This is a genomic window from Halobacillus sp. B23F22_1 (assembly GCF_043497005.1).
Lineage (GTDB): Bacteria > Bacillota > Bacilli > Bacillales > Halobacillaceae > Halobacillus_A.
Genome location: NZ_JBIEKE010000002.1, coordinates 998,156 through 1,020,697, shown reverse-complemented (window position 1 = coordinate 1,020,697; position 22,542 = coordinate 998,156). Strand labels below are relative to the sequence as shown.

The 22,542-nt window shown below is 40.8% G+C and carries 23 protein-coding genes and 2 riboswitches; of the genes, 15 read left to right on the top strand and 8 right to left on the bottom strand.

Going from position 1 to position 22,542, the window contains the following annotated elements:
• Positions 1 to 69: 69 nt before the first annotated feature.
• On the bottom strand, positions 70 to 1,659 hold the full coding sequence (locus tag ACGTNH_RS12910; protein WP_394587284.1) for an alkaline phosphatase: 1,590 nt from the start codon (positions 1,657 to 1,659) through the stop codon (positions 70 to 72).
• 309 nt (positions 1,660 to 1,968) lie between these two features.
• Here ACGTNH_RS12910 and ACGTNH_RS12905 point away from each other — a divergent pair, with 309 nt between their 5' ends.
• From ACGTNH_RS12905 to ACGTNH_RS12880, 6 genes are all read left to right on the top strand, one after another.
• Positions 1,969 to 2,229 (top strand): hypothetical protein, encoded by a 261-nt coding sequence (locus tag ACGTNH_RS12905; protein WP_394587283.1) that lies wholly within the window; start codon positions 1,969 to 1,971, stop codon positions 2,227 to 2,229.
• Entirely contained in the window at positions 2,229 to 2,753 is a 525-nt protein-coding gene (locus tag ACGTNH_RS12900; RefSeq protein WP_394587282.1) for a P-loop NTPase family protein, read from the top strand. The genes ACGTNH_RS12905 and ACGTNH_RS12900 overlap by 1 nt, the downstream gene beginning before the upstream one ends.
• Positions 2,735 to 3,208: a GNAT family N-acetyltransferase gene (locus ACGTNH_RS12895; protein WP_394587281.1), complete on the top strand. Its 474-nt coding sequence runs from the start codon at positions 2,735 to 2,737 to the stop codon at positions 3,206 to 3,208. Before ACGTNH_RS12900 ends, ACGTNH_RS12895 begins: the two co-directional genes overlap by 19 nt.
• Positions 3,209 to 3,273: 65 nt before the next feature.
• Positions 3,274 to 3,798, top strand: coding sequence for a YcxB family protein (locus ACGTNH_RS12890; RefSeq protein ID WP_394587280.1), 525 nt, complete (start codon positions 3,274 to 3,276; stop codon positions 3,796 to 3,798).
• A gap of 74 nt (positions 3,799 to 3,872) precedes the next feature.
• Positions 3,873 to 4,355 carry a VOC family protein gene (locus ACGTNH_RS12885; protein ID WP_394587279.1) on the top strand — a complete coding sequence of 161 codons (483 nt, stop codon included), beginning with the start codon at positions 3,873 to 3,875 and terminating at the stop codon, positions 4,353 to 4,355.
• 133 nt (positions 4,356 to 4,488) lie between these two features.
• The gene (locus ACGTNH_RS12880) at positions 4,489 to 5,013 is read left to right on the top strand and encodes a DinB family protein (RefSeq protein ID WP_394587278.1); all 525 of its coding nucleotides are present in this window, start codon (positions 4,489 to 4,491) and stop codon (positions 5,011 to 5,013) included.
• Positions 5,014 to 5,332: 319 nt separating this feature from the next.
• Here the strand turns inward: ACGTNH_RS12880 and ACGTNH_RS12875 are convergent, their stop codons facing one another.
• Positions 5,333 to 5,458: a hypothetical protein gene (locus tag ACGTNH_RS12875; RefSeq protein ID WP_394587277.1), complete on the bottom strand. Its 126-nt coding sequence runs from the start codon at positions 5,456 to 5,458 to the stop codon at positions 5,333 to 5,335.
• A gap of 64 nt (positions 5,459 to 5,522) precedes the next feature.
• Positions 5,523 to 6,101 carry a DNA-3-methyladenine glycosylase gene (locus ACGTNH_RS12870; RefSeq protein WP_394587276.1) on the bottom strand — a complete coding sequence of 193 codons (579 nt, stop codon included), beginning with the start codon at positions 6,099 to 6,101 and terminating at the stop codon, positions 5,523 to 5,525.
• A gap of 211 nt (positions 6,102 to 6,312) precedes the next feature.
• Between ACGTNH_RS12870 and ACGTNH_RS12865 the strand changes: the two genes are divergently transcribed.
• The 6 genes from ACGTNH_RS12865 to ggt all read left to right on the top strand — a co-directional run bounded on the left by ACGTNH_RS12865 (position 6,313) and on the right by ggt (position 12,705).
• On the top strand, positions 6,313 to 6,591 hold the full coding sequence (locus ACGTNH_RS12865; RefSeq protein ID WP_394587275.1) for a YesK family protein: 279 nt from the start codon (positions 6,313 to 6,315) through the stop codon (positions 6,589 to 6,591).
• Positions 6,588 to 7,103: a GNAT family N-acetyltransferase gene (locus ACGTNH_RS12860; protein WP_394587274.1), complete on the top strand. Its 516-nt coding sequence runs from the start codon at positions 6,588 to 6,590 to the stop codon at positions 7,101 to 7,103. The genes ACGTNH_RS12865 and ACGTNH_RS12860 overlap by 4 nt, the downstream gene beginning before the upstream one ends.
• 297 nt (positions 7,104 to 7,400) lie before the next feature.
• A complete protein-coding gene (locus ACGTNH_RS12855; RefSeq protein ID WP_394587273.1) occupies positions 7,401 to 7,778 on the top strand; it encodes a GntR family transcriptional regulator in 378 nt (125 codons plus the stop codon).
• Positions 7,771 to 8,670: an ABC transporter ATP-binding protein gene (locus ACGTNH_RS12850; protein ID WP_394587272.1), complete on the top strand. Its 900-nt coding sequence runs from the start codon at positions 7,771 to 7,773 to the stop codon at positions 8,668 to 8,670. The genes ACGTNH_RS12855 and ACGTNH_RS12850 overlap by 8 nt, the downstream gene beginning before the upstream one ends.
• Entirely contained in the window at positions 8,645 to 10,648 is a 2,004-nt protein-coding gene (locus ACGTNH_RS12845; RefSeq protein ID WP_394587271.1) for a DUF6449 domain-containing protein, read from the top strand. Before ACGTNH_RS12850 ends, ACGTNH_RS12845 begins: the two co-directional genes overlap by 26 nt.
• A gap of 329 nt (positions 10,649 to 10,977) precedes the next feature.
• The gene (gene ggt / locus ACGTNH_RS12840) at positions 10,978 to 12,705 is read left to right on the top strand and encodes a gamma-glutamyltransferase (RefSeq protein ID WP_394587702.1); all 1,728 of its coding nucleotides are present in this window, start codon (positions 10,978 to 10,980) and stop codon (positions 12,703 to 12,705) included.
• 46 nt (positions 12,706 to 12,751) lie between these two features.
• Here the strand turns inward: ggt and ACGTNH_RS12835 are convergent, their stop codons facing one another.
• Positions 12,752 to 12,937 (bottom strand): H-type small acid-soluble spore protein, encoded by a 186-nt coding sequence (locus tag ACGTNH_RS12835; protein ID WP_394587270.1) that lies wholly within the window; start codon positions 12,935 to 12,937, stop codon positions 12,752 to 12,754.
• A gap of 76 nt (positions 12,938 to 13,013) precedes the next feature.
• Positions 13,014 to 13,613 carry a TetR/AcrR family transcriptional regulator gene (locus tag ACGTNH_RS12830; protein ID WP_394587269.1) on the bottom strand — a complete coding sequence of 200 codons (600 nt, stop codon included), beginning with the start codon at positions 13,611 to 13,613 and terminating at the stop codon, positions 13,014 to 13,016.
• Between the two features lie 81 nt (positions 13,614 to 13,694).
• Between ACGTNH_RS12830 and ACGTNH_RS12825 the strand changes: the two genes are divergently transcribed.
• Positions 13,695 to 14,240, top strand: coding sequence for a hypothetical protein (locus ACGTNH_RS12825; protein ID WP_394587268.1), 546 nt, complete (start codon positions 13,695 to 13,697; stop codon positions 14,238 to 14,240).
• A 227-nt stretch (positions 14,241 to 14,467) separates the two neighbouring features.
• On the opposite strand, the gene ACGTNH_RS12820 is transcribed toward ACGTNH_RS12825, so the two are convergent.
• Entirely contained in the window at positions 14,468 to 15,634 is a 1,167-nt protein-coding gene (locus tag ACGTNH_RS12820; RefSeq protein WP_394587267.1) for an iron-containing alcohol dehydrogenase, read from the bottom strand.
• A gap of 212 nt (positions 15,635 to 15,846) precedes the next feature.
• Here ACGTNH_RS12820 and ACGTNH_RS12815 point away from each other — a divergent pair, with 212 nt between their 5' ends.
• Positions 15,847 to 16,923 (top strand): FUSC family protein, encoded by a 1,077-nt coding sequence (locus ACGTNH_RS12815; RefSeq protein ID WP_394587266.1) that lies wholly within the window; start codon positions 15,847 to 15,849, stop codon positions 16,921 to 16,923.
• Positions 16,924 to 17,117: 194 nt separating this feature from the next.
• Positions 17,118 to 17,966, top strand: a complete 849-nt coding sequence (locus ACGTNH_RS12810) for a protein-glutamine gamma-glutamyltransferase (protein ID WP_394587265.1) — start codon at positions 17,118 to 17,120, stop codon at positions 17,964 to 17,966.
• Between the two features lie 99 nt (positions 17,967 to 18,065).
• Here the strand turns inward: ACGTNH_RS12810 and metE are convergent, their stop codons facing one another.
• Positions 18,066 to 20,369 carry a 5-methyltetrahydropteroyltriglutamate--homocysteine S-methyltransferase gene (gene metE, locus ACGTNH_RS12805; RefSeq protein WP_394587264.1) on the bottom strand — a complete coding sequence of 768 codons (2,304 nt, stop codon included), beginning with the start codon at positions 20,367 to 20,369 and terminating at the stop codon, positions 18,066 to 18,068.
• A gap of 144 nt (positions 20,370 to 20,513) precedes the next feature.
• A riboswitch (cobalamin riboswitch) is annotated at positions 20,514 to 20,717 on the bottom strand.
• Between the two features lie 60 nt (positions 20,718 to 20,777).
• Positions 20,778 to 20,881, bottom strand: a riboswitch (SAM riboswitch).
• A gap of 165 nt (positions 20,882 to 21,046) precedes the next feature.
• Positions 21,047 to 22,516, bottom strand: coding sequence for a NarK family nitrate/nitrite MFS transporter (locus ACGTNH_RS12800; protein WP_394587263.1), 1,470 nt, complete (start codon positions 22,514 to 22,516; stop codon positions 21,047 to 21,049).
• Positions 22,517 to 22,542 lie beyond the last annotated feature (26 nt).

Sequence of the window (22,542 nt, the reverse complement as noted above, 5' to 3'; positions counted from 1 at the left end):
AAAGATAGAGACCTATCTGTAATATTTTCAAAAAAAGACGAAGGCAGCCTGGCTGCCTTCGTCTTTTTATTAGTCTAATGCTTTTTTCAACTGATCGAGCATTGTCGTGTTTTGTGTTGCTGTGCCGGTATAATCTTCAACTTCAAAGCTGGCAGCGATTTCGCCACGAAAGTTGAGGTCCGATGGGTAGCCATTGGATTTCAGGTAATCCACAACACTACGCTTCTTATCCCACCCCTCGAGTGGTGTGGCGTAGTTCAATCCGCCTTCACCTTCCCAGGAAATGTGATTATCCTTATTTTTTTCCTTATCGCTGTTCGACTCTTCCTCTGTTATACTGCCAAGCTCCACTCCCATAGCGTCAGCCATTTTTTTCGGAAGATCGGTATTTTCAACTAATCCGGAAAAGTCATCCGAGGATGGGCCATAAGCATAAATGGGGACATCCACACCGGTATGTACTGAACTCGTCCATCCTACGAGGGCCCGGTCACTCACAACGTTATTGATGGCTTCGTTTGGTTTTTCTGCTGAACGAATCGTTTCTACTTCATCATCCGTTAATTCTAACCCAGTATACTCCTCTACGACTTGTGCGATATTACTCTTATCCTCATTCAACTGCTCAGCCATGTGGTCTCCTGTAGCACTCACACCTTGAACGACCTCTTGTTTAACGTCATATTCCCCATTTGAACCAACCGTCATTCCGCCTGTTTCGTGATCACCAGCAATCACTACGAGCGTTTCTTCATCCTGCTTGGCATAATCCAACGCATCTTCTACGGCTTTTTCAAAAGCCTGCGTATCGTTCATCGCCCAGGCCGCATCATGAGCGTGGCCTGCCCAATCTATTTGACTGCCTTCGACCATGAGGAAGAAGCCATCTTCATCTTGAGAGAGAGAGTTAATGGCTGTTGAAGTCATGTCTGATAAACTAGGCTCGTTGGTTTCTCCCCGTTCCAGTTCAGGACTAAGAGCTTCATCAGCAAATAAGCCGAGTATTCTTTCATCACCTTCTGCATTAGCCAGTTCGTCTTTGTTTTCTACAAAAGAATAACCATCTTGCTCGGCTAGATCTAATAGATTATTTTCTCCCTGCAGACCTCCTTTTGATTCAGGTAAAAACATTTCTTTACCTCCACCCAGTAATACATCTACACCACTTTCAAGCAGCTGAGGAGCAATTTCTGCTTCATTGTCCCTATCCTTAACATGTGAGGCAAAAACAGCGGGGGTAGCATGAGTTATGGTAGAAGTAGCTACAAGTCCAGAAGATTTACCTGCATTCTCCGAAGCTTGAAGAATACTGTCGAGTTCTTTTCCATCAGGGGTAACACCAACCATGCCGTTGTTAGTTTTCTCCCCGGTGGCCATTGCTGTTCCAGCAGCTGCTGAGTCAGTTACCTCTGTGTCCTCTGAGTACGTCTTCATCATTCCTTTTAAATGAGGATCAAATACGGAATCTTCTCCCTTGAACCAACGATAATTCGTAGCATATCCTGCGGAGTAACCATCTGGAATCATATAAATAACGTTTTTAACTTTATCTTTGCCGCTCTCATTTTCACTAGCAAAAACCTGTTGTCCCTCTCCTAAACTGATGCCAGAAAATAAAATGGTTGAGCTGACTAGCAGTGCTGCAGATTTTTTAAACATAACCGTTCTCCCTTCGAAAATTTGTAGTGGGGTGTTACAACCGCAATACTAGTGGTAAATTGTTAATAGAAAGCTAATGCTGTGTAAATCTATTGAAAATATAGAAAAATAAGTATATTGTCATAGATCATTTGTGGGGGGGCGGGATGAAACTTATTAGTAATGGATTCGTATATGAAGAAGTGGGAAGTCTATGAATGGGAGTTATTACAGTATTTTACTGGTGAATGAAGTCACGACAAAAATAGTGAAATGCAAGAGGTAATGCTCTGAAAAATAGATTTAACTTTGAATTCAAGGAGAGAGAGTATGAAGAATAGCATTAGATGCCTGTTTACTTTCGCACTACTGTTCTATATTCTATGGATCAATATAGATCAAAGTATAGTTAAACCCATGATATTGTACGTGCTGACTGCAGGGTTTTTCTTTACACTCATCGCTTCGTTATTTCGTAAGGATCAGTGGGAAAATACAATATTTATGTTCGTTTCCTTATTTATTTTATTAAATATATGGACGATGCCGCTTGCTGAATTAATCTTGATTGACTGGTGGGGGCTTGATTAGTGGACGGGAAGAAAATACATATTATTGGTTCTGTAGCGAGCGGGAAAACGACGTTAGCTAGAAAACTGTCTGTTAAACTTGATATCCCTTATTATGAGCTTGATAACGTGGTATGGATAAGAAATAAAGATGAAGATATCCGAAGGAGTGAACCAGAAAGGGAAGAGTATTTATATCAAATTCTCGGTTCCGAGTCTTGGATTTTGGAAGGTGTACATTACGAGCCCTGGATGAGGAAAAGCTTTCAGGAAGCTGACGTCATTATCTTCCTGGATACGCCTTATTCACGTCGTAAGTATAGGATCATTAATAGGTTTATTAAACAAAAGCTGGGCTTAGAGAAAGCTAACTATACTCCGACTTTTTCCATATTTATTAAAATGTTTAAATGGAATGCTTCATTTGAGAAGAACAGTAAGCCTGTCGTTTTGGAGAAGCTGGCTGATTATGAAGAAAAGCTGTTGATGATTCGAAATGATCGTACGTTTATGGAGGAGGAAAATTCATGCAAATCCGAAATGTGACAGCCGATGATTATGGTGTGATCTCGCCTTTAATTAATGATTGGTGGGGTGGACGCACGATGGCTGCCATGCTGCCGAAGTTGTTTTTTATTCATTTTAGAGAAACGAGTTTTGTGGCAGAAGAGAATGGCAAAATCATCGGTTTTCTTATCGCCTTTTATTCGCAGACGTATAATGACGAAGCTTATGTCCATTTTGTAGGGGTTGATCCTGCCTATAGAAGAAAAGATATTGCCAGAAAGCTTTACGGTGAATTTTTCAATGTCGTCAAACAATCAGGGCGTTCTATCGTTCGTGCGGTGACATCTCCGATCAATAAAACGTCAATTGATTTCCACACGAAGATTGGATTTAATTTCGACCATGGAGACAAAGTGATAAATGGTGTTCCTGTGGTCACCAATTATGATGGAAAAGGACAAGAGCGCGTTCTTTTTATCAAGCATGTAAAATAATTTTATCCGAAAAATTCATCCTTCGTGATAAGCTAATGAGGAAAGTCGTTTCAAGGAGTGAGGGCATGAAGGAAAATCAAAGATTGACGGTCAGCGGTGCACTAACCGTTGGAGATTATAGAAGACACAACAATTACCATATGAAAAAAGTAAAACTTATTTATTTCATTGCGGCGTTCGCATTGTTCTTTTATGTGAGTTATCGATCTATGGAGGGGTCATGGCTTATCTCGTTAATCGTGACGAGTGTCGTCTCTTTTCTACTCGCTGGATTCGTATTGTTGTTTCTTATTCTTATGATTAATGTGAGATCCACTAGAGAATTTAATAAAGATCGCAGACTGCAAAAGGAAATCACTTATACGTTCCGCTCTATGGATATTAAACAGAAGTTCGAAAAATCTGTGAACCAATATAAATGGTCTGATGTCGTGGCTGTACAAGAGCAAAAGGATCTCTTTCAATTATATGTATCTAAGCATCATGCTTTAATTCTGCCCAAGTGGTTTTTTGATAAGGAAGAGGAAATCGATATGTTTAAAGCAATGATTAATAAATATGCCGATACGAATCAAATTAAATTTCTTTAAGCAGGAGAATGGATCCAAGCATCGAACTTTTTATATAGACAGGCGATAAAAAAGGAAAGGAGCTTAGAGAAGAAATGAATCTTTCCCTTTCGAAAATCAGTCCTAATTTATGGTTCGAGGACCAGGCGGAACAAGCGGCGCAGTTTTATGTTTCCACCTTCTCTAATTCCAGGATTCTTAACGTGGCTTACTATGGCGATGCAGGGCCGGGACCTGCTGGAAGTGTGATGACCGTTTCCTTTGAAATTGAAGGAACGTCCTTTATCGCTTTAAACGGCGGCGCCCATTTTTCATTTACACCAGCTATTTCTTTTCTAGTTGATTGTGACACCCAGGAAGAAATAGATGAACTTTGGGAAAAGCTTTCAAAGGACGGAGAGGAAGTGGAATGTGGCTGGCTGACTGACCAGTTTGGTGTGTCGTGGCAAATAGTTCCTAAATTGTTACGCGAACGATTAAATGATCCTGATCCAATTAAAGCCCATCAAGTGATGAATGCCATGCTTCAAATGAAGAAGTTGGAGATTAAAGAATTAGAAAAAGCTTATCATCAATAAAAGAAGGGCAGATCCGACAAGATCTGCCCTTCTTTTATATTTTAAGTATACCATTCTTCAGAGGAAAAAATCAGACTATTCATTTTCTTATAAATTGGTAATGTTAAGAGGTGTAAAGGGGGGAGGGCAAAAAATGATTCATTACCAAATCGAGCCGTTAGAAGGGTATTCACCTAAGGTAGGAGAACTTGTTTTTATGCTAGAGCATACTAGAGAAGTTACGCTAGAAGAAGTAGCGGGTTTAACTGTAGAAGAACTAGATGCTTTACCACACGACCGGGGGAACTCGATCGCAGCGCTATTATATCATATAGCGGCGATTGAGTTTGTCCATCAAGTGATTTCATTTGAAAACCGGGATTTAACTTTACGTGAAAAATCAAAATGGGGAACTGCTCTAGAGTTAGGAGAGACGGCTAGAAGCAGGATAAATCATAAAAACCTTCATTATTACATCGCATTACTACAAGAAGTTCGATCGGAAACCTTAAAACAACTGAAAGTAAAAGATGATAAGTGGTTATCAGAATTGAAGCACTGGACGAATGGAATACCACATAATAACTATTACTTGTGGTATCACGTTATGGAAGACGAGATTAATCATCGAGGGCAGATAAGGATGGTAAAGAGCCTGCAAATTGATAAAAAGTTATAATAAAAGCTAAAATAAGAATCGGGGAAGAGGCTGGGACATAATTAATGCAGTGATTTCAAAAGTCGAACATTTGTATAAACGCAGATTATTAGCATAGTCAAAATGCGAAGACTCCTGTGGGAACAGCAAGAGGCGAAGATCCCGCAGGAAAGCGCTCTTTGCTTTCTGAGGAAGCTGAGGCCGTGCCCACGGAAAGCGAAGCATTTTGACGGAGCGATCGTTTAAATTCTCTTTAACATAAAATAATCCGAATGATTTCTACAAAATCATTCGGATTATTTTATGTTTTAGTTTTGGCCCGTGCTTCTTTATTCACGGATTAATTTTGGACAGATTTTTCGTCTTCCCAGGCAATTAAAATTTTCCCTAATTCTTTCTCAAGACTAGCGAGCTTCTCTTCTTCCGCTTCAGAAAGGCGGGCTAAGTGATAGTCGTTGCTGTTCATGTAAGTAGAACCTCCTTAAGGATTTCTACTTTCAGTATTTGCTGAAATGATTGTCCTATACACCTTATCTTGAGACAAATTTATTGTCCGTTACCCAAAATCTCCATGGAAAATCACGTGCATCACCTGAGTTCTCAATACCGATTCTTTTTCCTTGTGAAATTCGAGCAGGCTTGAAGCCCTCCTTAATATAAAGAGGAGGAGTGTCATAAGGTCGCCCGTAATCGCTGCGAATAATACCTAAAGCTTTCGTTAGTTTCCCGGGTCCATTCGTTAAATCCTTTTCTTTTTTATCTCCACGTCTTGCATACATTAAATCGATTCCTTCCACCGGCTCAACCGCACGGATGAGAACAGCTTCCGGGCTTCCTTCCTCCCCGCTGACCACATTAACGAGACAGTGGGTATGCATCACATACGTGTAAGCGTATCCGGCAGGGCCGAACATAACCTGTGTTCGTTTGGTTCTTTTGTAATTGTAGCTGTGAGCCGCTCGATCGACCGGACCGATATAAGCTTCCGTTTCTACAATATAACCTGAAGCTGTACCTTCAGTCGTTTCCTTGACAAGCTCGCACCCTAAAAGGGAACGGGCGAGTTCTAACGTCGGCTGCTCGTAAAAGACTTTTGGCAGAACATTCATCGTTCGTCACACCTTCTATATATTTGGTTCTATTACTTATTTTTATATGATAATCTTTAACTACCAGTATTTTCTATAGTGTATCTAATTTTCCTTTGAATTCAAGGTGCGGACTTGAGGGTGAATTACCACTTTATTTGTACATACAACTTAAAGGTTTTGCATCTCTTTCACCCTTCATCGCCGATAAACTAAAGGAGGTCGGCCGGAAATGGAATTTTTATTAAATGTAGTGCCTGGGATCCTGATGGGTATAGGCTTTGTTTTCATGCTCTACCTATTGTATCATCGCAAGTTTGCTTTTGCTTTATTATTGATCGTGTGCCAGGCGGGGCTGGCGGTTTATTACTATGGATTATTTGTAGTTCGGCGTTTTGAAGGTATGGGCGTAAGCTTACTGGGAGCTAGTATATTTCTATTTGGGTTGATTGTTTTTCTCCTCATGTTGTCGATTAGAATGATTAACTCTAAGAGAGGAGAGAGTAAATGAACTTAACTACAGAACGTTTATACATGCGGCCATATAAGCCGGGGGATGAAGATTTTTTACAATCGATGCTGTCTCATCCTAAAATGATGCAGTATATAGGTGATGGAAAAGTGAAGGATCAGGAGGGTATGAAAGCTTTCCTTCATTGGATTTACGATACATATGAACAAAACCCTGATTTAGGGCTGCATGTCATTTTAAGAAAAGAGGATGACGCTAAGATTGGTCACGCCGGCATCGTGCCACAGCGTATTGACCATGTAGAAGAGTTAGAGCTTGGTTACTGGATTGATCAACGCTACTGGAAAAATGGGTACGCTACTGAAGCTGCGGCAGCGTTAGTGAATATCGCCTTTCAGCAATTCCATTTAGATAAACTGATTGCTCTTATTCAACCTGGAAATGAAGGGTCCATCAGCGTGGCCAACAGAGCAGGGATGGAATTTGAGAAAGAAATTCAGCTTGAGGCGAAAAAAGTGCTCGTCTACTCCATGAGTAAGAGGTTCCGCTGATAAATTTAAAAAATCGCTGATATTGTTCAAAAACTGCTGATAAAATAATTTATTCGCTGATATATCTTTATAACCGCTGATATACTTCAATTTCCGCTGATAAAAATAGCTGGTTCAATTCTAAAATAACGTAAAAGAAAAGCGCTTATCTCCCTTTTGATAAGCGCTTTTCTATTGCCAAAATTCTCTCCTGTGAAAAAAACTCTTTCCAAATTAAAGAAATTGGACTATAATCTTAACTGTAATACATATATTAATACAGTTAATACAGATGAATAAAAGCTTGGAGGTGTATACATGTTTGAACTGGATGTTAGAAGTAGAAAACCCATCTACGAGCAGTTGGTGGAAAAATTGAAGCAGTTAATTATTACCAATGTTTTAAAAGAAGATGAAAAGCTTCCTTCCGTTCGGGAATTGGCACAGCAGTTGACGATCAATCCTAATACAATTCAGAAAGCCTATAGGGAGCTGGAATCACAAGGTTATATTTATTCCTTAAAAGGAAAAGGGAGCTTCGTTCATCCTGTAAAACCATCAGAAAATGAGGAGGAGTTGAACAAAATGAGGGAAGAGTTGAGAAAGTTGTTTGCAGAGGCGATTTATCTTGGGATGAGTTCAAAAGAAATTGAAACACTTCTTCGGGAAGTGGAAGGGGGACAGGGGAATGATTGACGTTGGTAAGGTTTATAAGTCATTTGATAACGATAAAGTACTTCATGAAGTGACCTTTCATGTAAATAAGGGTTCTATTTACGGTTTATTAGGATCCAATGGAGCTGGAAAGACGACACTGATGCGCATGATAGTCGGTATATTAAAGCAGCAGTCAGGTAAGGTGTTGGTCAATGGGGAAGATGTGTTTGAAAATCAAGATATAAAGCAGCGTATGGTCTTTCTTCCGGATACCCTCTATTTTCTGCCTCAATATACCGTAAAGCACATGGCAAATTATTATAGAGACCTTTATCATTCATGGAATGAAGATCGTTACCAAAAGTTAAAAGACGTTTTTCAATTAGAGGAAAATAAAAAAATTAATCAATTTTCAAAAGGAATGCAGAGACAAGTTGCTTTTTGGCTGGCGATGTCATGCATGCCGGATGTTATCGTTTTAGATGAACCGTTCGATGGATTAGATGCTGTTATGCGTAAAAAAGTCCGAAGCCTTATCATTCAGGATGTGGCGGAGCGTAACATGACGGTATTGATTTCATCACACAATCTAAGAGAAGTTGAAGATATTTGTGATCATGTCGGTATTTTACATAAAGGAGAAATGCTTCTTGAAAGGGATTTAGATGATTTAAAAGCCGACGTTCACAAAATCCAGGTGGCTCTCTCAGGAGATCAGGAAGCTATTTTAAACAGTGATCTCAACATTCTCTATCATGAAAAAAGGGGAAGTGTTCTCCTTATGATTGTTAAAGGAAACGACCAGGACATATCAGCTGCTATTCATAAATATCAGCCGGTAATTTTTGATCGCCTGCCTTTAACATTAGAAGAGATTTTTATTTATGAGCTGGGAGGGGCGGGCTATGCCATTGAAAATATCCTCGTTTAAAAAAGAATTATTTAAGCAGGATTTTAGAAATGTCGGATGGATTAGTATTGTTTATTTTATCGGGCTGTTGTTTACACTGCCTTTACAATTAGTTATGGCTCTTAGTGATGAAGTGATTGAAGCAGGAAACTATGGAATGTTTCCTCATGAAACAGGGTTATTTTCGACGACATTCTTATTCGAGATTCAAATGATTCTTTTGTTCGGGCTGCCGGTGTTTATGGCGGTGTTCTTGTTTCGTTATTTACACGTCACGTCGTCTTCAGACTTCGTTCACAGTCTGCCGATCCGTCGTGAGACGTTGTTTAATTACCGAATAATGAGTGGATTTATTTTTTTACTGGTGCCGATCCTATTGATCAGCTTCATTATGGCACTTTTTATTGGGTTTGCCGATGTCAGTGAATTTTATCATACATCTGATCTTGGAAACTGGCTGTTGTTAATGATCATTGTATCGATGTTCGTTTTTATGGCTGGGGTATTCGTTGGAACGTTAACGGGACTTTCGGCTGTACACGGCGTATTGACATTCATTCTGCTATTATTTCCGATGGGAATTGTCGCCCTCGTCTTTTACCATATCAGCTTTTACGTTAATGGTTTTTCAGGCAGTACAGTGCTCGAACAATCAATCCCGCATTTGTCGCCGATTGTCGATGTAGCTGATGTTTCTAGTACAGGTGCAGGAGGGAGCTTAATACCCGTAAGTTACCCGGCTCTGGGAATTTATTTACTCATCACGGTATTGTTTTATTTTATTTCCAGGTTTGTTTATAAAAAGCGGCAGCTCGAGTCAGCATCGCATCCCATTGCTGTTTCCTGGCTCAGACCGGTTTTTAAATTTGGTGTTACTTTTTGCTTCGCATTATTTGCCGGCATGTATTTTGGAGAAACACAAAATACGTATGGATGGATTATCTTTGGTTATTTCTGTGGCGGAATCGTTGGGTTCTTCTTATCTGTTATGCTGCTTCGTAAAACGTGGAGAGTGTTTTCTGTTCCTCAGTGGAAAGGACTTGCTGTATATGGAGCAGCGGCTGCTGTATTGATTTCTTTCATTCCGCTCGTGCTTATCAATTATGAAAATTACGTGCCGGCCAGCGAAGAAATCAAAGGTGTCTATCTAGGTTCCAGCTACTATCAATATGACGATTATAAAACAGGCGAAGATAATCAGATGATCGAAGCTGAGGATACGATTGAAACGGTTAAACTTTTACATGAAAAACTTCTTAAAGAAGGAGATCCGCTGAAGCGAGATGGGGAGAATATTTTCATTGCCTATGAATTAGAAAACGGGGAAGAGACGTATCGTTCGTATCAAGCAGACTCGACTTCCTTACAAGAAGAACTAACCGCAATTTCAAAAACGAAAGAATTTAAAGAAATGAACCATCCGATCCTTAATGTCGATATGGATCAAGTTGACCGCGTTAACATACATGCTCCTTCTAATGGGAATCATGTAGAAATCGTAGAACCGGATAAAATCGCGGGGTTCTTGGGAAATGTAAAAGAGGATATTTATCAAATGCCTTATCAGGGGATAAATGATTCAGCTGAACTCGGTTCTTTTGTCGAGGCAACACTTAATGGGGAAGAGCCTGTACATTTTTCATTAGATCTTACGTATTTGAATGCACAGGAATGGCTGAGAGAAGAAGGACTTCAGGAGCAAGTCATGTTACAAGCCGAGGATGTGGAATACGTAGAAGTTTATGAGTGGCAGCATTCCCGTGATTTACCTCCAGACTTGGCTATTGAACAAATGAAATCTTCAGGCAAAGTGCCTCTAAGGATTGAAAGCAATGAGCGTATCACCGAAATGCTGGAGACTCGCTCAAATCCATCCAATGGCACTTACTTAGTCGGTTTTTATTTAGAAGAAAACCGGGGTTACGTCCATACAGTCATTGGGGTTCATGAAAATGATGCTCCAGCGTTTCTTTTAGAAACACTGGGAAATAAGAAGTAGCCGAGTGGTACAAAAATGAGTGCTTACACTATGATATAGGGGAAGGGTGGACCAGGCGAAAGCTGGTCCACTTTTTTGTTGAATTGTGTCTATCCAACTACCTATTTAATTTATGTCCTTTTATAGCGTCCTTCGTTGAATAATGTCGTTTGCTAGTCGAATGGAACCGTAGAATCTTATGATTCGGTGAATGCCCAGCTATTAGTTAGCAGTAATTAGGAGGTATCGTCTATATAATGTATTTCGAATATTCTGTAAAATGTAGAACAATATAGAAAGGAGGAGAAATCGTGAACGTAAACCGTAATCGCTTTTTTTCTTGGATTGTTATGTTTGTTCTGTTGTTCACCATGTCCTTCCCAGCAGGAACCCTCGCGAAAGGACCCCAGCAATCAAATGACGAAGTAGCGTATGGAGCAGAGGGAATGGTGGCTACTGCTCACCCGGCAGCATCGGAAATAGGCGCGGAGATACTACGTAAAGGCGGGACGGCAATGGATGCAGCGATTGCCATTCAATTAGCCCTTAACGTAGCTGAGCCTATGATGTCAGGGATTGGCGGTGGCGGATTTATGATGGTATATGATGCTGAGAAAGATGATGTATCCATTATTGATAGTCGGGAACGTGCTCCAGCCGGGGCAGAGCCTGATATGTTTCTTGATGAAAACGGAAATGTGATCCCTTTTGCAGAACGACATATCAGCGGAGATGCAGTCGGTGTTCCTGGCACGTTAAAAGGGCTAATGACCGCCTATGAGGAATGGGGTACGAGGCCTTTTAATCAACTCATTAACCCTGCAATTAAACTTGCCAAAAAAGGGGTAGAGGTAAATAATGTTCTTGCGGATGCCATCGATGATAATCAGTATGAATTAGGCAGAAGTGCAGCGAAGGATGTGTTTATGCCAAATGGTGAACCATTACAGGAAGGCGATTTATTAGTGCAGGAAGATTTAGCTAATACTTTCAAAGAAATAAGGAAAAGCGGGCTTGATGCCTTTTACGGTGGTGAAATTGGTCAGGCGCTGGCAGACACCGTTCAAGAGTTTGGCGGGAGTATGACCAGCCAGGATTTAGCCAATTATGAATTATCGATTGATGAGCCTGTAACGGGCACGTACCGGGGTTATGAAATTGTTTCGATGCCGCCGCCAAGTTCAGGCGGACTGACGGTACTTCAAATGTTAAAAATGTTAGAAGGCTTTGACTTTAGTGCGTACGATGCAAGGTCCCCTGAAAAGTACCATCTACTGGCAGAAGCAATGCACCTCGCCTATGCCGATCGAAATGCATATATTGGAGATACACAATTTGTGGATGTACCTATGGAAGGTATGTTGAATGAAGAATACTTAGCAGAACGTGCTTCACTTATTGAATTCGGCCAGGCAAATGCAAATGTCGAACCTGGAGATCCATGGGCTTATCAGGATGGAGAACCTGAAGCGACGGTGCAAGAAGAGGATGACCGTGAAATTGGCGAAACGACTCATTTCAGTGTAGCTGATAAATGGGGAAATCACGTGTCCTATACGACAACGATTGAACAAGTATTTGGTTCTGGCATAATGGTTCCTGAATATGGTTTCATGCTGAATAATGAGATCACGGACTTCAGCGCTGTGCCAGGCGGTCCTAATCAAGTTGAGCCAAACAAACGTCCAATGAGCAGTATGACCCCTACGATGGTATTTGAAGATGGCGAACCATTTATGACACTCGGTTCACCAGGCGGGCCAACCATTATTACTTCTGTCCTTCAAACTCTCGTAAATGTCATCGATTATGATATGGAGTTAAAAGATGCCATTGAGGAGCCGAGAATCTATAGTGCTTCTCACCCTCAGATCAGATGGGAAGAAGGTGTACCAGCTGATGTTCGAGCTACTATGGAAGAATGGGGACATGAATGGCAGTCCAGTCCAGGAGAAATTGGTAATGTCCAGGCTATAAAGATCCTGGAAGATGGAACCTATAAAGGTGCTGCCGATTCCTCTAGAGCGGGTACGGCAGTTGGTTTAGATAAAACCGCAGGCAAGCCGGTGAAGAAATAAAATATTTCATTAAAAAAGAGAACCGCATTGTACTGCGGTTCTCTTTTTAACGTTGTGATTCTTTTAAGGCATACAACGGAACTTCTTGTATTATGTTTGGCTGATCCATCGGGTGAATTCGAGCGGTTTCATTTCTTTCAATGACTTCTTCAATATAGACGTGTCTGTCCTCATGGGTGACATCGATCATTTCAGGGGAGTGGAAGATTTCTTTTGCTCGTTCTTTATTCATACTTAATGTCCTCCTTTACCAAGTCGTTATGTTATTCTCACCCGAACCTATAGATCTATTCGTGAGGTGGTAAAGATTATAAGGAATTTTTACAAAGCGTTTCTATATGATAAGTTAATGTTCGGATCATTTTCTCATACATGAAGGTGGCAGGATGTAACAGATGGTGCAGTGCCATGCCATCAACTAACGCATGTAACCGATCAATTTCAACATCTAGATCGAGATTTTCTTTAAGAAGGTCAAGAGAGTAGAGGAGCTCGATGACATTCCTTAATCCTTGATGCATTTCGGAATAAACGGTTTCACTTAGTGCTTCAAGCTTCGCATCGACGAGCGTTTTGGCAGAAAAAACAAACCATACCTCCATTTCAATTCGCCGCTCTTCATCCACAGGCAATAACTCGCATATCGCTTCAGTTACCATCTCCAGCGGGGAGCCCTCATAATTTTTTCCTTCAGCTCGTTGTTTTACGCGTTCAGATACAAGCTCCATCGAAAATAATAATAACTCTGATTGAGTTGAAAAGTAGTGACGTAAAGCACCTACTGATAATCCGGCTGTTTTTGCAATTTTTCTTACAGTAGCTTGTTCTAATCCATCCTCTACAATCACTTTCCAAGTGGCTTCTGCTATTTGTATTTTTCGTTTATCATGATCAACTAATTTTGGCATAGATATATTTTAACACAATTGTATTAAATAAATAAATCTGGTATTATTTAATACAGACGTATTATAAAAAGGGGTGCTGATTTGATTGGTTGGTTGATTATTGTCTGTGAAATAGGTTTTTGGGTATTTGTCTTAGCAGGGTTAATTGCTAGATATCTTTTCAAGAAAGAGAAGCTGGGCGCTTTGCTGCTTATCTGCACCCCCATCGTAGATATTATTCTGCTAGCTGCCACTGTGGCTGATCTTAAAAATGGGGCTGTTGCTACTACCGTACATGGAATTGCAGCTGTTTATATCGGTATTAGTATTGCATATGGTCATCAACTGATCCAATGGGCAGATGAGAGATTCGCTTATTGGTTCGCAGAAGGGCAAAAACCAGATTCAAAGAAAAAATTTGGGATTGAACATGCGAGAAAGGAACGGCAGGGCTGGTACCGCCATGTTTTGGCGTGGGTCATTGGAGGAGCACTATTAGGAGCTATTATTTTATATATTAATAACTCTTCTCAGACGGAAGCGCTGTTTCGCACGCTGCAGGTATGGTCATTCGTTTTAGTTATTGATTTTGTTATTAGTTTCAGCTACACCTTAATGCCGAGAAAAGAAAAAGGGATAAACGTTTAAGTTGAATCTGGGAATATATTTGAAAAATAAATAAAATCATCCGAACGATTTTTAGAAATCTGTTCGGATGATTTATGTTAAAGGATATACATCAGTGCTTCGAGAAAATACTCCATATGCTGTAGGTCTTCGGCTCGCGAAGGTCCCACAGCAGTTTGCGGCACGAGCTGCGAGTATACAAAAGCATGCCTTTTATTCTTTCAATCCAATTTCTTATTTAATTTTTATTAGAATGTAACATCTTGACCGTAGTAAGCTGCTTCGAACAATTTCTTCATTTCTTCTAGAGACGTTTCTCGCGGATTCGTTCCTGTACAAGGGTCTTCCAAAGCATTCTCTGCCATTTTATCAACGTGTTCTTTAAACAGTTCTTCAGAAACGCCGAATTCTTTAAGTGTATTGGGTACATCCATTTCGCGATTCAAGTCACGAACCCAGGCGATTAATGAATCGACCAGCTCTTTATCTGAATTTCCGGATAAGTCAATTCTTCGTGCGATCGCTGCAAAACGTTCTTCAACTTCACTGCGATTAAATTGAATGACATAAGGTAAATAAATTGCATTCGCACAACCGTGTGGAACTTCAAAAGTCGGCCCGCTTTTATGAGCCATGCTGTGGACATTACCCAGTACGGCATTTGCGAATGCCATGCCTGCCATCGCTTGAGCGTAATGGACTTGTTCACGAGCTTCCTGGTCTCCATTATAGGAGGACAGCAGGTGATCTTTTAAAATTTCAGCTGCCTCGATTGACAACGAATTCGTAAAAGTAGTACGCGGTTTAGCTACATAAGCTTCGATGCTGTGAGTTACTGCATCCATTCCGCTGTAAGCCAGTACTTTCTTAGGCATTGCTTCCACCATTACGGGATCAATGATGGCAAGGTCAGGGGTAAGTTCAAAGTCCGCCAGGGGATATTTTACTCCAGTTTCTGAATCTGTAATCACAGAAAGGTTAGAAATTTCAGAAGCCGTTCCACTTGTCGTAGGAATACCGGCGAATTTTGCTTTTGTTCGTAACTCCGGTAAGGTAAACGGCTGAGCCATATCTTCAAATGTTAAATCAGGATGTTCGTAGGAAATCCACATCGCTTTCGCTGCATCCATTGGGGAACCGCCGCCGATTCCAATGATCCAATCAGGCTGGTACTCATTGAGAACAGGAAGATGATCCTGAACGAGCTGAGTAGAAGGTTCTTGTGTAATTCCTTCAATTACTTTTGTTTCAATGTCAGCTTCAGAAAGATTTTTTTGAATTGTATCTAAGTTGCCGTTTTCTTTGACGGAGCCCCCGCCAATTACTAAAACAGCTTTTTTACCTTTAATGGATTTTAATATATCTAGCGCATCTTCTCCGAAATAAATATCGCGTGGTATAGTAAATCGATTCATGTTGACTGCCTCCAGTATTTCTAGTTTATGTGCCGGTATTGGCCGGGCATATTACGTTGTCATTCACGAGAATTAGAATAGTTAAACATACGGATCGTCTTTTTATTGGTAAGAGGAAGGCTGAATAAGCTCAAGTTCTTACTAGAAAAGCCTGCAAATTTTTAATGGATCATGTAAAATTGGTGCTAAGTATACCTATGGAAGTGATTAACGTGTCTAAGTTTATCGATTTAATAAGAGAATCTCATTTTTTAGGGGGAAGAACCTTAAAAACGGGAATATCAGTATTTGTAACCGCACTGATCTGTGGTTTTTTTAATTTACCCGTGGTATTTGCTGTCATTACGGCTATCGTAACTATCGAACATACAGCCGCTGATTCGATTAAAAAAGCAGCCATTCGCTTTCCCGCCTCAGCGATTGGTGCTCTTCTAGCTACTGCTTTTTATGCTGTATTTGGGAAAAGTGCTCTAACATTCGCTCTAGCGGCCATGTTAACGATTGCCATTTGTCACAAATTAAAGCTGGATGATGGGATATTGGTTGCTACGATTACAGCAACGGCTATGATTCCTGATTTTCAGGATCAGCATATCGTGTCGTTTCTGACGCGTCTAGGAACCACATCGATCGGAATTGTCGTTTCAACAATCGTAAACTTCTTCTTGCTGCCGCCAAATTATACTTCGCGGATTTTTCAAAGCATAAATGATTTGTACGGACATTCAGCTCAGCTGCTCGAACGGATCGTAACTGCAGAAAAAGGAGCATCTCAGGAAAAGACCAGACACATTAACCGTTCTTATCGTCAGCTCACAGCTCATTTAGAAAAAACGTTTCAATTGTCACAGTATCAACGAGAGGAATGGAAGTACCACAAGCATACAAATGAACAAATGCGGGCTTTTCAATTTTCGCAAAGAAAGCTGGGTGCTTTGCAGCAGATTGTGTTTCATTTAGGCAACCTTCAATACGTACAAGCGAACCTTTCAGAATTTAAACCTCATGAACGCAAACTGATTGAGAAAGTGACCAATTCATACACGGAGATTTTAAAGGATCCAGCCCACCACATGAGTGAAGAGCATTTTACAGCCGTTGAAAAGCTGGATGATTTATTTTGGAAATGGAAAGAGAACCATGTGGAGCAGGAAAATCACTTTAGACAGCATCTGCCTCCTCAGACTATTTTAATTTATGAACTATTGAGCTTACACGATGTTCTTGAGGAGATAGCAGAACTGTGTCATTCAAACCAACGTATTATTAATCGTTGTTACATAGAGTAAGTGGAAGAGGGCCAGTCTCATTGGAGGCTGACCCTCTTCTTTTATCCTCTTAGCCGTCTGGTCATCTTTTTGCCTGTTCAGTTTTCCAAGGGCTGTATTTTTAAGAGAAATGAGGTTTTTAACAAGTATTCTTCTTCATTCGAATAGGCATGTAGTAAGGTGCAGCAAACTTTTGAAAAGAGAGGAGGGACGGGATGATTCAAGTGGCAGGGGTTGTTTTTCAACCGAATGATTTAGGGACGATGGATAGCAGGGAGCAAATGATTATTAGGCAGATGGTGGATTCACCGAGTATGTATACTTATGGATCCAGGGATGAATTAATATTTGAAATCAAACTGAGGAAAGAAATAGTAAAGAGTGCAGAATTAATGAACGACAGTCAAGTTGAATTTGCTACTTTTGAAACCACCCGCAGTAATCCTGATTACTGGTTGTTCACGGGTTATGGAGCGCTGCGCCTGAGACCAGGTGTACGGCCTTCTGATGCGATAACGGATATTTTTACAAATAGCAGGCTTTATGCATTTGAATGTGCAGGAGCTATGCTGATCATCTATTATCACGCTGTATTACAAGTGATCGGAGAAGCTGCTTTTAATCGTATATTTCCTGACCTTTATATTTATAGCTGGCACGCGGATAGTGATCTCGGGCTTTATCCATCGTACATTAATCGCTTTTTACCAGGGGATGTCGTTTACTTTGATAATCCAGCTTTTGACCCCAGTGCCCCTCAATGGAGAGGGGAAAATGCAATTGTGGTCGGGAGGGACCTTTACTTCGGTCATGGAATTGGGATCATGACAGCGAAAGAAATGATAGAGACGCTGAATCGACTAAGACGCGAGGGGGCCATTCAGTCCGCGTACTTGACAAATTTAGTCGTTCGCCCATCCTTCAGGCACTTACAGCAGTTTGCAGTTATGACGAGAAATGGTCCTGTACGAAAATATCAGCCTGCAATGATTTTACATGATGAGAACTCGATTTCATATGATCGATACCGTTATTTCTTTAGTAAAGTGTTTAAACGCTGGTAGATGACCACAAATTATAAAAAAAGAGAAAACATAATTGATAACTAAGAAAGACCCAATCAAATTCAATTTGATTGGGTCTTTCGTATTTTACCCTTCTAATTATCCTTTGCTAGACTGTAACTTTTGTTCGATTTCTAATCGGATATTGTGCGCGGCTTTTACCATGTTCGTAAGGGCTTCCGTTGTTTCACTAACACCTCTTGTTTTTAGACCGCAGTCCGGATTCACCCAGAACTGGCGCGGGTCGAGTACATTTAATGCACGAAGAATGTACTTTTCCATTTCTTCCGCTTCAGGGACTCGGGGACTATGAATATCATACACTCCCAGTCCAATTCCTTTTTCATACGATTGCTTTTCAAAGTCAGCGATCAGTTCTCCGTGACTTCTTGCCGCTTCAATTGAAATAACGTCAGCATCCAATGCATCAAGTGTATGCATAATTTCCCCAAATTCGGAGTAGCACATATGCGTATGAATTTGTGTTTCATTCTTAACAGAAGAAGTGGCTAGTTTAAAAGCGTAGACCGCTTCATCCAGGTATTGCTGCTGTTTCTTAGGTTTAAGCGGCAAGCCTTCCCGTAAAGCAGGTTCATCAACTTGTATCATATGAATATGGTTTTCTTCTAAAGCTCTAATTTCTTTTTGCAGCGCTAAAGCAATTTGCTTGGTTACATCGAATTCGCTGATATCCTCGCGCACAAAAGACCAATTTAAAATTGTAATCGGCCCTGTGAGCATTCCTTTAACCGGCTTTTTGGTCAACGATTGAGCATAACTGATTTCCTTCACGGTCATCGGCTCGGTTAAAGCAACATCACCATAAATAATAGGAGGCTTCACGCAGCGCGAACCATAGGACTGCACCCAGGCATATTTTGTAAAAGCAAACCCCTCGAGTTTTTCACCGAAGAATTCGACCATATCATTTCGTTCAAACTCTCCGTGTATTAGAACGTCAAGTCCAATTTCCTCCTGACGTGCAATCCATTCTCTCATATTTGCTTCAATAAAGCTCTGATAGTCAGTATCCGTCCAATCTCCTCTGCGCCATTTAAGACGTCCTTGTCGGATTTCTGTTGTTTGCGGCAGACTTCCAATTGTCGTAGTGGGCAGTAAAGGAAGGTTAAAAAAGTTTTGATGAATGGATTGGCGCTCAGAGAAATGTTGTTCGCGTGTTGGTTCAACGCCTTTCCAAAATTCGACTTCCTTTTGTACATCTGTGTTATTTCTGATCTCAGACTGCCATAATTGTTCGCGGCATTCGGCTTGGAATGTCAGTTTTTCTTCAACCGTTTTTCTGCCTTTATTTAAGCCTTCTGTTAAAAGTTTAATCTCTTCCAGCTTTTGGTCGGCAAAGGCCAACGCATTCTTTAGTTGCGGATCTAATTCAGATTCCGTTTCAACCGTTACGGGTACATGTAATAAACTGCAAGAAGGTTGAACAATTAAGCGATCCTCATTTACGAAAGAACGCAGCGTTTCCAGCAGAGTCAATGAAGCAGAAAGATCATCTTTCCAAATGTTTCGCCCATTGATGACGCCTGCTGCCAACGTTTTTTCTGCAGGAAACCCGAAATTCTTTATTGCCTCCAGGTTCGCCCCTTGATCATGTACGAAATCAAGTCCAATTCCAGCTACGGGAAGAGATACAACTTCTTCATAATAATCAATGGATTCAAAATATGTTTGCAGTAATACGTTCAGACTGGAAAGTTTACGATCGATGGATTGATAGACATTCTTAAATACATTAATTTCATCCTTAGTCAGTGTTGTGGCTAAAATTGGCTCATCGATTTGTACCCATTCTGCTCCTGCTTTTTCTAGCTGTTGCAGGACTTGTATGTACAACGGTACGAGTTTCTCAACTAATCTCTCAAAGTCTTTGTCCTCAAAGCCTTTTGATAATTTTAATAAGGAAACAGGACCGAGAAGGACCGGTTTTCCTGTAATATCGAGCTTTTCCTTTGCTTCTAAAAAGTAGGGAAGCAGTCGGTTTTCTACTAGTTTTGGCTCCGAATCTGATGAAACTTCAGGAACGATGTAATGGTAGTTCGTGTTAAACCATTTTGTCATCTCTGAAGCTACAGCGTTTTTATTGCCACGAGCGATATCAAAATAAGTATGCAGGGAATTTTCGTCTTGCTGCTGAAAACGTTCAGGGATTAAGCCAAACATCACAGCTGTATCCAGGACATGATCATAGAGACTGAAATCTCCAACAGGGATTAAATCAATGCCCAGATCTTTTTGTTTCTTAAGGTCATAGAGTCTTAACTTTTCTAATTCAGTTTGAAGCTCTTGCTCACTTATATTTCCTTTCCAGTACTGTTCTAATGCTTTTTTCCATTCACGCTTTTCTCCAATTCTTGGATAGCCTAAATTTGAACTTTTTGTCATCCTGGTTCCTCCTTGTATAATAAAAAATCCATAAAAAAATCTCCCTTCTTAAAGAGAGATTGTTATGACAGCATATTTAAAATCGTCTGTTTAGACAGACTGATCCCATTACTTGTCCTAACACCTCCCTATTACCCGTAGGTTGTAGTGCGTCATCACCAGGCAGGTCTCCTGACTTAAGATCTTCACATTCCTGCGTCTTCCCATCTTTTATTCAAAAGAAAGTGACTTGCTGCAGGATGCTCCCTCTAACAGTGGCGGGACCGTGCCGGATTTTCACCGGACTTCCCTTTTAAGCTGAATAAGCTCTTATGAACTTAGCCAACACCTGAGTGATTTAAGATATTTAGTTTATCTAGCATGTGTATATAAAAAACCTCTCGGTGAGAGAGGTTTACACACGCACCTCTCTTATTTTTCAAAGCCTTCGCTTTGCTGGAATTAGCACCACAATCAAGTAGATCGGTTGCCGGGTTTCACAGGGCCAGTCCCTCCACCTCTCGAAATAAGAGATTCTATTGAATTGATTATAAGACTAGCATGGGAGGATGAAGCTGTCAATGGAGCATCAGGGTACCTGGTACCGAAAAGCTGTAAAAGAGCGAAGTGCCAAGTGGGAATTTCGGTACCTGGTACCCGGTACGCTCTTCGATTTTGTCCCAAGCTTTTAAAAGAATTTACATCGCCACTTCTTTTCCAGATTTTCTCGTTTCTTCTTCCTTTACTGGCTGAAGTTCGGTGATATGTGCTTTGCCTGGTTCGTTTAAGAAGAAACAAGCGATAAAGCAGCAAAACGCCATAATAGAAATTCCAAAAAAGAACAGCGAAGGATTCAGTACGCCAAGTACGGCTAGAAATAAAACAGAACCTACATTTCCATAAGCACCAACCATCCCGGCGACCTGTCCAGTCAAGCGTTTTTTCACAAGTGGCACCATCGAGAATACAGCACCCTCGCCAGCCTGTACAAAAAAGGAACACGTCATTGTCAATAGAACAGCAGCTACAATCGACCAATCGGACCCGATCTGAGCCATTCCAAGATAAGCGACGGAGGTAGCGGCCAACAAAATAATGAGAGTCTTCTTACGGCCAAATTTATCACTGAGCCAACCGCCTCCAGGACGGGCGATGAGGTTCATAAAGGCAAACGAACTGGCGATCATTCCAGCTCCGGCTACTCCCATACTAAACGTAGCTTCAAAAAACATCGGCAGCATAGAAATAACGGCTAATTCTGAGCCAAAAGTAATAAAATAAGCGAAGTCTAAAATAGCCACTTGTTTAAATGAATACTGTTCTTCTTCAGGGACGCCTTTTCGTAAATGATCACGGTTCACTATCCAGATTTTATATAAGTTATAAAAATACACAGCTGCAAGAACCACGTAAATGAACACAGCGATTTGGTTTGATATGAGTGAAGTATTGCTTAATTGCCACGTGATTAAAGCAAGCGCGGCATATAGAGGAATAGACATGAGCATAAGTCCAATCATGCTTCTGTAGCTGGTTACTTCCATCGCACCACTTCGCTTAGGTCTCTTAAATTCTTTACCAGCAGGCGTGTTCTCAACGGACCTGAAATAAATAAATGCATACACAATACATAAAAAACCAGTTAGAGCGATGGCCAGGCGCCAGCCATTTTCACCGCCAAATAACATAGCAAGAAGCGGCAGGGAGAAGGCGGCTGCTGAAGAACCGAAGTTTCCCCATCCTCCGTATATGCCTTCAGCAAGACCAAGATGTTTTTCCGGAAACCACTCGGATACCATTCGAATTCCGATAACAAACCCTGCTCCTACGACCGATAATAATGCCCGCGCCATAAACAACTGCCAGAATGAATTGGCAAAAGCAAACCAAAAACAAGGAATACTAACGGAAAGCAATAAAGTAGCATACACGTGCTTCGGTCCAAATCGATCGACGAGCATACCGATGATAATTCGGGCCGGAATTGTTAAAGCGACATTGATTGACAGCAGGACAGCAATCTCTTCATTGGATAATTGCAATGTTTTTTGAATCGTAGATGCGAAAGGAGCCATATTAAACCAGACAACGAAGCTTAAGAAAAATGCGAATGTTGTCATAAATAAGATTTTCTTGTTTCCTTTGTATGTAACCTTTTCCTCAACCATAACCAAGCCTCCAATTTGTTAATAAA

Excerpts from the sequence above, each read along its gene's own strand:
- ACGTNH_RS12810 (WP_394587265.1), top strand. The coding sequence starts at position 17,118 with ATGATTCAAGTGGCAGGGGTTGTTTTTCAACCGAATGATTTAGGGACG.
- ACGTNH_RS12875 (WP_394587277.1), bottom strand. The coding sequence starts at position 5,458 with ATGAACAGCAACGACTATCACTTAGCCCGCCTTTCTGAAGCGGAAGAA.
- ACGTNH_RS12855 (WP_394587273.1), top strand. The coding sequence starts at position 7,401 with ATGTTTGAACTGGATGTTAGAAGTAGAAAACCCATCTACGAGCAGTTG.
- ACGTNH_RS12800 (WP_394587263.1), bottom strand. The coding sequence starts at position 22,516 with ATGGTTGAGGAAAAGGTTACATACAAAGGAAACAAGAAAATCTTATTT.
- ACGTNH_RS12845 (WP_394587271.1), top strand. The coding sequence starts at position 8,645 with ATGCCATTGAAAATATCCTCGTTTAAAAAAGAATTATTTAAGCAGGAT.
- ggt (WP_394587702.1), top strand. The coding sequence starts at position 10,978 with ATGTTTGTTCTGTTGTTCACCATGTCCTTCCCAGCAGGAACCCTCGCG.
- ACGTNH_RS12890 (WP_394587280.1), top strand. The coding sequence starts at position 3,274 with ATGAAGGAAAATCAAAGATTGACGGTCAGCGGTGCACTAACCGTTGGA.
- ACGTNH_RS12870 (WP_394587276.1), bottom strand. The coding sequence starts at position 6,101 with ATGAATGTTCTGCCAAAAGTCTTTTACGAGCAGCCGACGTTAGAACTC.
- ACGTNH_RS12860 (WP_394587274.1), top strand. The coding sequence starts at position 6,588 with ATGAACTTAACTACAGAACGTTTATACATGCGGCCATATAAGCCGGGG.
- ACGTNH_RS12910 (WP_394587284.1), bottom strand. The coding sequence starts at position 1,659 with ATGTTTAAAAAATCTGCAGCACTGCTAGTCAGCTCAACCATTTTATTT.
- ACGTNH_RS12885 (WP_394587279.1), top strand. The coding sequence starts at position 3,873 with ATGAATCTTTCCCTTTCGAAAATCAGTCCTAATTTATGGTTCGAGGAC.
- ACGTNH_RS12835 (WP_394587270.1), bottom strand. The coding sequence starts at position 12,937 with ATGAATAAAGAACGAGCAAAAGAAATCTTCCACTCCCCTGAAATGATC.
- metE (WP_394587264.1), bottom strand. The coding sequence starts at position 20,369 with ATGACAAAAAGTTCAAATTTAGGCTATCCAAGAATTGGAGAAAAGCGT.
- ACGTNH_RS12895 (WP_394587281.1), top strand. The coding sequence starts at position 2,735 with ATGCAAATCCGAAATGTGACAGCCGATGATTATGGTGTGATCTCGCCT.
- ACGTNH_RS12850 (WP_394587272.1), top strand. The coding sequence starts at position 7,771 with ATGATTGACGTTGGTAAGGTTTATAAGTCATTTGATAACGATAAAGTA.
- ACGTNH_RS12865 (WP_394587275.1), top strand. The coding sequence starts at position 6,313 with ATGGAATTTTTATTAAATGTAGTGCCTGGGATCCTGATGGGTATAGGC.
- ACGTNH_RS12905 (WP_394587283.1), top strand. The coding sequence starts at position 1,969 with ATGAAGAATAGCATTAGATGCCTGTTTACTTTCGCACTACTGTTCTAT.
- ACGTNH_RS12880 (WP_394587278.1), top strand. The coding sequence starts at position 4,489 with ATGATTCATTACCAAATCGAGCCGTTAGAAGGGTATTCACCTAAGGTA.
- ACGTNH_RS12830 (WP_394587269.1), bottom strand. The coding sequence starts at position 13,613 with ATGCCAAAATTAGTTGATCATGATAAACGAAAAATACAAATAGCAGAA.
- ACGTNH_RS12820 (WP_394587267.1), bottom strand. The coding sequence starts at position 15,634 with ATGAATCGATTTACTATACCACGCGATATTTATTTCGGAGAAGATGCG.